The organism is Sporosarcina sp. ZBG7A (assembly GCF_000813425.1).
GTDB lineage: Bacteria > Bacillota > Bacilli > Bacillales_A > Planococcaceae > Sporosarcina.
Window position 1 is genome coordinate 100,771 of sequence record NZ_JWIB01000019.1, and the last position, 10,088, is coordinate 110,858.

Annotated in this window: 12 protein-coding genes; 1 reads left to right on the forward strand and 11 read right to left on the reverse strand. The window is 43.9% G+C overall.

The window, feature by feature from the left end; all coding sequences use genetic code 11:
• Positions 1 to 70: 70 nt before the first annotated feature.
• The 11 genes from RL70_RS08430 to RL70_RS08480 form a co-directional block, all read right to left on the reverse strand.
• Positions 71 to 574 (reverse strand): metallophosphoesterase, encoded by a 504-nt coding sequence (locus tag RL70_RS08430; protein WP_039042970.1) that lies wholly within the window; start codon positions 572 to 574, stop codon positions 71 to 73.
• The gene (locus RL70_RS08435) at positions 571 to 1,185 is read right to left on the reverse strand and encodes an XTP/dITP diphosphatase (RefSeq protein WP_039042971.1); all 615 of its coding nucleotides are present in this window, start codon (positions 1,183 to 1,185) and stop codon (positions 571 to 573) included. The genes RL70_RS08430 and RL70_RS08435 overlap by 4 nt, the downstream gene beginning before the upstream one ends.
• Positions 1,182 to 1,940: a ribonuclease PH gene (gene rph, locus RL70_RS08440; RefSeq protein ID WP_039042972.1), complete on the reverse strand. Its 759-nt coding sequence runs from the start codon at positions 1,938 to 1,940 to the stop codon at positions 1,182 to 1,184. Before rph ends, RL70_RS08435 begins: the two co-directional genes overlap by 4 nt.
• A 111-nt stretch (positions 1,941 to 2,051) precedes the next feature.
• Positions 2,052 to 2,858: a glutamate racemase gene (gene murI, locus RL70_RS08445; protein WP_039042973.1), complete on the reverse strand. Its 807-nt coding sequence runs from the start codon at positions 2,856 to 2,858 to the stop codon at positions 2,052 to 2,054.
• A 1-nt stretch (position 2,859) separates the two neighbouring features.
• A complete protein-coding gene (locus RL70_RS08450) occupies positions 2,860 to 3,267 on the reverse strand; it encodes a MarR family winged helix-turn-helix transcriptional regulator (protein WP_125103293.1) in 408 nt (135 codons plus the stop codon).
• Between the two features lie 217 nt (positions 3,268 to 3,484).
• Positions 3,485 to 3,874 carry an RDD family protein gene (locus tag RL70_RS08455; protein ID WP_039042975.1) on the reverse strand — a complete coding sequence of 130 codons (390 nt, stop codon included), beginning with the start codon at positions 3,872 to 3,874 and terminating at the stop codon, positions 3,485 to 3,487.
• Positions 3,875 to 4,034: 160 nt separating this feature from the next.
• A complete protein-coding gene (locus RL70_RS08460; RefSeq protein ID WP_025783277.1) occupies positions 4,035 to 4,256 on the reverse strand; it encodes a helix-turn-helix transcriptional regulator in 222 nt (73 codons plus the stop codon).
• A 65-nt stretch (positions 4,257 to 4,321) separates the two neighbouring features.
• On the reverse strand, positions 4,322 to 4,777 hold the full coding sequence (locus tag RL70_RS08465) for a thioesterase family protein (RefSeq protein WP_039042976.1): 456 nt from the start codon (positions 4,775 to 4,777) through the stop codon (positions 4,322 to 4,324).
• Positions 4,778 to 5,188: 411 nt separating this feature from the next.
• A complete protein-coding gene (sdhB, locus tag RL70_RS08470) occupies positions 5,189 to 5,989 on the reverse strand; it encodes a succinate dehydrogenase iron-sulfur subunit (protein WP_039042977.1) in 801 nt (266 codons plus the stop codon).
• A 55-nt stretch (positions 5,990 to 6,044) separates the two neighbouring features.
• Positions 6,045 to 7,793, reverse strand: coding sequence for a succinate dehydrogenase flavoprotein subunit (gene sdhA / locus RL70_RS08475; RefSeq protein WP_039042978.1), 1,749 nt, complete (start codon positions 7,791 to 7,793; stop codon positions 6,045 to 6,047).
• Between the two features lie 43 nt (positions 7,794 to 7,836).
• Positions 7,837 to 8,445, reverse strand: coding sequence for a succinate dehydrogenase cytochrome b558 subunit (locus tag RL70_RS08480; protein WP_039042979.1), 609 nt, complete (start codon positions 8,443 to 8,445; stop codon positions 7,837 to 7,839).
• A gap of 230 nt (positions 8,446 to 8,675) precedes the next feature.
• Here RL70_RS08480 and RL70_RS08485 point away from each other — a divergent pair, with 230 nt between their 5' ends.
• On the forward strand, positions 8,676 to 9,092 hold the full coding sequence (locus RL70_RS08485) for a YslB family protein (RefSeq protein ID WP_039042980.1): 417 nt from the start codon (positions 8,676 to 8,678) through the stop codon (positions 9,090 to 9,092).
• The last annotated feature ends 996 nt before the right edge of the window (positions 9,093 to 10,088 follow it).

The window sequence follows — 10,088 nt, forward strand, 5'->3', positions numbered from 1 at the left end:
GTCAAATTCATAAATGATTTGAACGACAGGTTTTATTATATGCAAAAAACGAATAGAAGTCAACAGGTTTTTAATTTGTTGTGAAAATAACTTTTTCTACCGCTTCTCCAGTGTCTGGACTGCGGAAAGTCACCTTGAGCGAATCCTCTTGTTCGATGACTGCATACGTTGCCACTCGCCCACCTCTAGGAAGTAACGTACTCCCTGGATTCACGTAGAGCACACCATCTTGCAATTCTGCTCCATATAGGTGTGAGTGCCCAAACAGGACGATGTTGGCGTTTACTTGCTCTGCAGCGTATTTCAGCTGCATGAGCGATTGTTTCACGCCATGTTGGTGACCGTGGACCATCAAGACTTTTTGAGTGTCCACTTCAGCAACCACTGATTCAGGAAACGCGGCGTTCCAGTCGCAGTTGCCTTGAACGATTTCCATGCCTTGTAAGATGTCCGCATCTACCGCCAATTCACTATCCCCACAGTGGAAAAATGCATCTGCATCGGTTTCCCGGTTGCGGATCGCTTGGATTGTTTCCTGATCACTGTGTGAATCGCTCATTACGATTAGTTTCATGCGTTCATCCCCGCCTCGCCAATCAGATTCGGAAGTTCTTTTTCGAATTTGCGCATGGCCACGCCACGGTGTGAAATCGCTGCTTTTTCAGCTGGCGTCAACTCTGCCATCGCTTTTCCTTCTGAAGGTACGTAGAAAATCGGATCGTATCCAAAGCCATTCTCCCCATGACGTTCAAATAGAATTGAACCATCACAACTTCCAGAAAACGTTTTTGTTTCGATTCCAGGTCCTGCAATAGCTAACACGCAACGAAAGCGTGCGTCTCTAGAGCCTTCAGGAACGTCTTTAAGGCCGTTTAACGCTTTATCGATATTGGCCTCATCGTCTTTCGGTTCCCCTGCATAACGGGCCGAGTAGACCCCTGGTTCGCCGTTTAATGCATCAATCTCAAGACCACTGTCATCTGAAATGACCCATTTACCTAGAATCTTCGCAGTTTCCTCTGCTTTCAGAATTGCATTCTCTTCGAAAGTCGTTCCTGTTTCCTCGACATCGATCGGCTCGTCCAAATCTTTCAGAGAAATCACTTCGATACCATGAGGTTTGAACAACTGTTCAAAGTCTCTCACTTTCCCTTTATTGTTCGTTGCGACTAAAATTTGTTTCATTGTGCAGCCTCCTCTTTAGATTCGATCATGTCACAAATCGGTCCGAGTGCTAGTTTTTGTAGGTCAATCAATTGTTGGATTCCGTTTTCAGCAAGGTCTAGTAATCCATTCATCTCTTTGCGTGTAAATGTAGACTCTTCTCCTGTACCTTGTAACTCAACAAACTCACCATTGCTCGTCATGACAACGTTCATATCTACTGCTGCAGAGGAATCTTCGATGTAATCCAAATCGAGGATAAGTTCGTCTTGTTCTGATTTCCCGACACTCGTTGCAGCTAAGTATTGATTAATCGGGAATTTAGGTAGTTTCTTTTGCTCCACAATGCCTGCAGTCGCTAGCGCCATTGCAACAAACGCGCCTGTAATAGACGCTGTTCGTGTTCCGCCGTCAGCTTGTATGACGTCACAGTCAATCCAAATCGTACGCTCTCCAAGTGCTTCTAGGTCAATTACGGCACGTAGCGCTCTTCCGATCAAACGCTGGATTTCCATTGTACGTCCACCGATTTTCCCCTTCGTTGCTTCACGTTGTGTCCGTTGCCCCGTTGCTCTTGGCAGCATTGAATATTCTGCAGTAACCCAACCTTTTCCGCTACCACGCAAAAATGGGGGTACCCTGTCTTCAACAGATGCGTTACAAATCACCTTTGTATTCCCAACTGTGATCAGAACCGATCCCTCGGGATGAAGTAAATAATCTTTTTCAATCTGCACATTTCTTAGTGCGTTAACTGCTCGTCCATCATGTCTCATTCATATATTCCCTCTTTCTTTTCATCCATCCATCTTATCATATCTATTCAAACCCACGCAAAAACCCGGCAACCAGCACGCCGGGTTAGTGAATTTGATATCTACTACACGTTAAAGAACTAGCTTCTCCACAACTGGATCCGCTATATGTAACCAATCTTTTACGATTAACGCAAAATGAGCTGGGTTTCCCGTCGTGTAGAACGTAGAAATTCGTTCCGTCGACGCTTCCCGGTGAAGCTGTAGCTCATCCAAAATATGAATTGCCGTATCCGCTGTTGCAGACCCCGAAGTAATGAGCTCTGTTCCTGCAGGTAAGTGCTTTCGTATGAAATGCGACAACAAAGGAAAATGTGTACATCCTAAAATCACGGCATCGAACGTCTCGGAAGATAGTGGCGCAAGCGTCTTCTCGACGACTTGATCTGCCTCTTCCAACTTATATACGCCCCGTTCCACAATTGGAACAAATTCAGGACACGCAAGCCCATGAACGCATGCATCCGGTGACAATGCTAAAATCGCATGGTCATATGCCTGGCTTTTCACAGTCCCACTTGTCCCGAGAACGACAATCTGTTTTGACACGGATTTTTTAACCGCTGTACGTGCCCCTGGTTCGATTACACCGATAATTGGAAAGTCGAACATAGGTTGTACGTGTTCCAACGCAAATGCGGTCGCCGTGTTACAAGCGATGACTACCATTTTAACGCCGAACTCGTTGAGGGCACTGATTAATTCTTGAGTGAACTTGACGACTTCTTGTGGAGACCGGTTGCCATACGGGCAGCGGGCGTCATCTCCTATGTATAGAAATTGTTCGTTCGGCATCCGATTCAGGAGCTCGTCCATCACTGTAAGGCCGCCCACTCCTGAGTCGATAATGCCGATTGGTAAATCTGAGAATTCTTTCATGTTATTCTGTGCTCATTTCCACGTGTAGTTTTGATAGTAGTTCAGTAAACGTTGACAATTCTTCTGGGTTAAAATCTTTTACAACATCTTGTAAGTAGTCACGTCGCTTATCGATTACTTCTTCGATTACGCGCTCGCCTTCTGCTAATAAATGAATCCGTACGACACGACGATCTTTTTCGTCACGTACTCGTTTCACCAATTCATTCTTTTCCATTCGATCGACTAAATCAGTTGTCGTACTGAATGCTAAAAACATTTTGTTCGACAGATCCCCAATGGTCATATCTCCATGCTCAAACAACCATTGTAGTGCGATGAATTGAGGAGGTGTAATGGTATAATTACTTAGTATCTGACGCCCTTGTTGTTTAATAATCGCTGCAATGTAACGCAAATCTTTCTCCATTTGGTGAATTTCTTCAAGATTCGCTGTGACTTTTTCTGTCAATGATACCAGCTCCAAATCATGAGTTTGCTTATTATTTTCCTCTTTAATCTTCAAAAATGCAATACATAACTAACCACCGGAAGAGTCAATGCTTCACTTAGAAGGCTTGACTCCACGAGATTGTCACATTTTAAAGATTCGACAATGCCAGATACACTCATCCATTACCTACTTATTATACTTCTTTGACAACTGTTCTTGCATAGGAATCATGTGGTAATATTTCCCCACCACTTTTTTCAAACTCTTGGCGATTCCTAATGAACTGAAACGTACTGAAAGTATCACGATAGAACGTTCTTTTTATAATCTGATTGGTGCTCAAATCGGACCCATTTTCACTTTCCAATACCAATCCCATTTTCTTATAGCCGACAGTTTGTCCACTTCTAAGTAGTTGAGCACATTCGAGAGTACACGCGACAACGGATGGCGTCACGAGAGCATGAATTGCTTCATTCTTCACCTTTTTTCGGAGAAAGTATTCAGCCACGCCTACTACGGCAGTGGATATCGCCAAGTCAATGAAATATGCCTTCGTCCTTTTTTTAGTAATCGATTTCATCACCTATTCCTCCTTTTAAATGCGTTCGTTAAAATCTTGATATAGATTTAGTTTAGCACAACCTATTGGATCCTACCGCCTCACAAATTACAATGTAAATGAATGACAAAGAAAAAAAGGTTGCAAAAATCTCCGCAACCTTTTTAATAGCGTACAGATACTAATTCAAACTGAGCTCGCCGAGTCTAAGCAATTCTATCATCGCTTGTGCTCGACCAGAAACGCCAAGCTTTTGAATTGTATTTGAAATGTGATTGCGGACAGTTTTTTCACTAATCCCAAGCTTTCCCGCAATTTCTTTCGTTGTATGATCGGCTATGAGCAATGTGAAAATTTCACGTTCCCTACCAGTGAGAACAGATCGGTTGTTTAACTCCTCCATCAAGACGCGCCCCTCCTATTCGGTTTCCCTTTACAGTATTCCAAGTAGGGAGAGGCTGTGCCGGCTTAATTCCTAGTTCTTTCGTAGAACAAATCCTTTTCCTCTTCTGTCCAAGCGACACCCGAGCCCGTCTTCTTCGAGATTTGCACCATCGCACCCCGTCCAGTGAACACGACGTCACCCTTCGCATTCTTCGCCATATAATGAATATCGACGGAACTCTTCCCAATCGACTCCGCTTTCACATACACATCAATTGATTCATCAAAGAACACTTGCTTCATATAATCACACTGTAGGTCCGCCACAACCGGAATGCGTTCTCCCTGCGGATCCAGCCAATCATTCATCAATCCCAAACTTTTTAAATAGTCAATCCGCGCCTGCTCAAAATAAGCAAACGTCACTGTATTATTCAAATGCCCAAACATATCCGTCTCTGAAAACCGAACCCGCATCGGCGCCGAAAACCGAAACCCCTCTTCCCACTCCTCAAAATTCTTTATATAATTCTGCTTCATTCTATTCTCCCCCAGTCCATAAAGTGAATCACCATTCATTATCCTATTATATCAAACAACTCAGACAATAAGTAGTGATTCCCTCTAATGGTTAACTCTTTATGATTTATGTTGTCTACAATCCTTCTATCAATTCAGAGAGATAGAACTGTCACTTGAAGTAGTTTTTATGATGAAAGTATAAGTCGTCGCCTACTCCAATCCGTTGATTTAAACGGAAGTCGGCGACTCCTGCGGAATTAGCGAAGATCGAAGACCCTGGACTGAGCGTAGCGATGGAAGCGGCTGAGATCGAGCCCGCGGAAAGCGTCCGTCTGCAGTGTAAATCAACACCGTCCAAGAATTCATTCCAACAAAAAAAGCCCAGAAAATCAGCTCTCGCTGACTTTCCGGACACTCTTCAAGTAGACATCAGTCTACCATATGGTCACTTCCGAAGAAGTTCTTAAACATTTGTACAGTCGTCGCACGGTTCATCGCCGCAATAGAAGTTGTCAAAGGAATCCCCTTCGGACAAGCCACTACACAGTTCTGTGAGTTACCGCACTCACCAAGACCGCCATCTGTCATCAACGCTGACAAACGCTCATCCTTGTTCTGTGCACCCGTTGGATGTGTATTGAACAAACGGACTTGTGAGATCGCAAATGGTCCCATGAAGTTTGTTTGATCGTTAACATTCGGGCATGCCTCTAGACATACTCCACACGTCATACACTTCGAAAGCTCATATGCCCACTGACGCTTACGCTCAGGCATACGTGGTCCTTCTCCAAGATCATACGTACCATCAATCGGAATCCATGCTTTGATTTTCTTAAGAGAATCGAACATGCCTTCACGATCGACAACCAAGTCACGAACGACTGGGAATGTACGCATCGGCTCTAATTTAATCGGCTGTGTTAACTGATCGACCAACGCTGTACACGACTGGCGTGGACGGCCGTTGATGACCATTGAACATGCTCCACAAACTTCTTCTAGACAGTTCATGTCCCAGTTGATTGGCGTCGTCTTCTCACCATTTTTATTCACTGGGTTACGTCGGATTTCCATCAAAGCAGAAATGACGTTCATGTTGGCTTTATATGGGACTTCGAAAGATTCCATATACGGCGCAGATTCAGGTGTATCTTGCCGTTGGATTTCGAATAATACGGTTTTAGCGGGAGCTGCCTGTTCTTGAACAGCTGTTTGGTGTTCACTCATTTCCGTCAGTCTCCTTTCGATGCGAAATTATCGTCTTACTCGAGTCGCGTCTAGTTTATTTAGATGAAGAATAATCACGTTTACGAGGTGGAATCAGTGAAACATCCACTTCTTCGTACGTTAAGATCGGTGCAGATTCACCGTCAAACGTTGCAATTGTCGTCTTCAAGAAGTTCTCATCATCACGTTCTGGGAAATCAGGCTTGTAGTGAGCCCCACGGCTTTCGTTTCGGTTCAGTGCACCAAGAGTGATGACACGAGCCAAGTAAAGCATGTTTTTCAACTGACGAGTGAATGTCGCACCTTGGTTTGACCATTGCTGTGTATCTGTCATGTTGATGTTTTCCCAACGCTCAAGCAATTCTTGAATCTTTTTGTCTGTCGCTTCCAAACGATCGTTATAACGAACTACCGTTACGTTCTCAGTCATCAGTTCCCCAAGTTCGCGGTGAATCACATATGCGTTCTCAGTTCCCTTCATGTTGAGGATCGCTTCCCACTTCACTTGCTCTTCTTTCACAGCGTCGTCGAAGATCTTAGAAGGCATATCGTCTGCAGAGTGCTTCAGACCCTTCATATACTTAACGGCTTCTGGTCCAGCAAGCATTCCGCCATAGATGGCAGATAGCAGTGAGTTGGCACCTAGACGGTTACCACCGTGTTGTGAGTAATCACATTCACCCGCAGCAAATAGGCCTGGGATAGATGTGTGCTGTTCGTAATCGACCCAAAGTCCGCCCATTGAATAGTGGACAGCCGGGAAAATTTTCATAGGAACTTTACGTGGGTCATCCCCAGTAAATTTCTCGTAGATCTCAATGATTCCGCCAAGCTTGATATCAAGCTCTTTAGGATCCTTGTGAGACAAATCGAGGTATACCATGTTCTCTCCGTTGATACCAAGCCGCTGGTTTACACACACGTCAAAGATTTCACGCGTCGCAACGTCACGTGGCACGAGGTTTCCGTATGCCGGATATTTCTCCTCTAGGAAGTACCAAGGCTTACCGTCTTTATATGTCCAAATTCGGCCACCTTCACCACGTGCAGATTCACTCATGAGACGAAGTTTGTCGTCTCCAGGAATTGCAGTCGGGTGAATCTGGATGAATTCTCCGTTTGCATATTTTGCCCCTTGTTGATAAACGATGGAAGCTGCTGAACCTGTGTTAATGACAGAGTTCGTAGACTTACCAAAGATGATTCCAGGTCCGCCAGTTGCCATTATAACAGCGTCACCAGGGAATGCTTTGATTTCCATAGTTTTAAGGTTCTGTGCTTTGATACCACGGCAAACGCCTTCGTCATCCATGATGATGCCGAGGAATTCCCAGTGTTCGAATTTCTGAACTAGACCCGCAACTTCTTGCGCACGAACTTGCTCGTCCAATGCGTAAAGAAGCTGTTGTCCAGTAGTTGCACCTGCATACGCAGTACGGTGATGCATTGTTCCGCCAAAACGACGGAAGTCCAATAGCCCTTCCGGAGTACGGTTGAACATAACGCCCATACGGTCAAGCAAGTGGATGATTCCTGGTGCTGCTTCAGCCATCGCTTTTACAGGGGGCTGGTTCGCAAGGAAATCGCCTCCGTAAATCGTATCATCAAAGTGAATCATAGGGGAATCCCCTTCACCCTTTGTGTTTACAGCGCCATTAATACCGCCTTGAGCACAAACGGAGTGAGAACGTTTCACAGGAACGAGGGAAAACAAGTCTACTCCGACGCCTTCTTCTGATGCCTTGATGGTCGCCATTAGGCCGGCAAGACCGCCACCGACGACAATCACTCTACCTTTTGACATTATTGTTTCACTCCTCAAAGTTTACATAATAACGTAGTATTTCTTAAGCGAATGCAAATAGTGCGCGCATTCCAATCACAGAAAGAATTATAAAAATACCTAGTGTTACATAAGTAACAATCTTCTGTGAGCGTGGTGATTGTGCCAATCCCCAAGTTACTAGGAATGACCAAACGCCGTTCGCCAAGTGGAATGTAGCCGCAAGAATACCTAGCGCGTAGAACACGATCATGAATGGAGATTGGAAGATCTCTGCCATCATATCGTAGTTAACTTCCGCACCAAATAATTTCTGGATACGTGTTTCATAAATGTGCCATGCAATGAAGATGACAAGGAATACTCCCGTTACACGCTGCAACATGAACATCCAGTTACGGAAAGTTCCATAACGTTGCACGTTGTTCTTCGAAGTAAATGCAAGATACACTCCGTAAAACGCGTGGAACATGAGCGGTATGTAGATGACGAACCATTCAAGGAAATAAATGAACGGCAGGTTTTCAATAAAGTGCGCCGCTGTGTTAAATGATTCAGCACCTTTTGTTGCAAAATGGTTGATGATTAAGTGTTGCGTCACAAACAAACCAATTGGAATAATTCCAAGCAATGAATGCAGTCGGCGCCAGTAAAACTCTGATTCTCTCACCAAGTGATTTACCCTCCCTTATTTCGGAGCCGGATGTCTTTTTCTACCTGATAAAACGACAAGCGAATGTTTGACGGTCCGTCTCTTCATGTTACAATATAATAACATGTACATTGTACTCCTCCATATTGGGAAGGTCAAGGTGACGAACTTGTATGATTGACCTTTTAGTTGCAAATCTAATGACATACCATGAGAGGTAATTTGATAGATACGAAAGGGATGCTCGCGATTTGGCACACGAATCAACTGGAGAGCCGACACGATTCGGCTACGAACTACTGAGAGACCATGTAATTCCTGGCATTCTCGGGAAACATGAAGATGATATTCTTTATTGGGCGGGAAAAGAGATTGCCCGTAAGTTCCCTGTCTTTTCCGTCGATGAAATCCATGACTTCTTTAAAGAAGCTGGTTGGGGCGAATTGAGTTTAGTGAGTTCAGGTAAGGAAGAAGCTGACTATCAGTTGTCTGAACGGATTACTTCTCCAGCTACGAAGGATTCGTATCACTTGGAGTCCGGTTTCATAGCTGAGCAATACCAGATCGCGAACGGTTGCTTGACGGAATGTTACGGCTCACGAGATGAGAAAACCGGACAAATCATCTTGCAAGTACGTTGGGATGAAACCTTTAAGATAGAAAAATAATTACTTAGCTGGAGGATGAGCGATTTCTCATACTCCAGTTTTTTGTGTGGAATTTCATCTTTGACTATTGAAGGGATATTCTTGGTTTCAATTGGTTAAGTGCATGATTTGCGCGAGGTAGAGCTTGGGTGTAGTGGGAATCACGTCGCGTGATAAGGGCTTGCGGATAGTTATGATCACTTTTTTGTGCATTATGAGCATTTTCTCAGTTTTATGATCACATTGCTGGGTTTATGAGCAAATTTCGTGGTTTATGATCACGATTCCAGTTTTATGAGCACATTCTACGATTTATGATCACTTCCCCTGTTTTATGAGCACATCACCATCTGTAAGTGGTGGTTGGAGGTTGCACGTGGGATTAGTCGGAGTAAAGTGACACTATTTATCTCTAATTGATCACTAAATGCTTCGCATAGCGAAGCACACATAACATCAATTGATTTTAATTGGTTAAGTGCACATTTTGCGCGAGTTAGAGCTTGGATGTAGTGAGAATCATGCCGCGTGATAGTGGCCTTCGAATTGTTGTGATCACTTTTTGAGATTTATGAGCAAATTTCATGATTTATGATCATTTTCTTGGATTTATGAGCACATTTCGTGGGTTATGAGCACAATCTCAGTTTTATGATCACTTTCTACGATTTATGATCACTTCCCTCGTTTTATGAGCACATCACTAGCTGTAAGTGGTAGCTGGTGGTTGCACGTGGGATTAATCGGAGTAAAGTGACTCAAATCATCTCTGATTGATCACTAAATGCTTCGCACAGCGAAGCACACATAACATCAATTGATTTTAATTGGTTAAGTGCACATTTTGCGCGAGTTAGAGCTTGAATTACAGTTAATCGTGCCGCGTGATAAGTCCTTGCGGATAGTTATGATCACTTTTTTGTGCTTTATGAGCATTTTCTCAGGTTTATGATCACATTGCTGGGTTTATGAGCATATTTCGTGGTTTATGATCACAATTGAAGATAGTATAGAAAG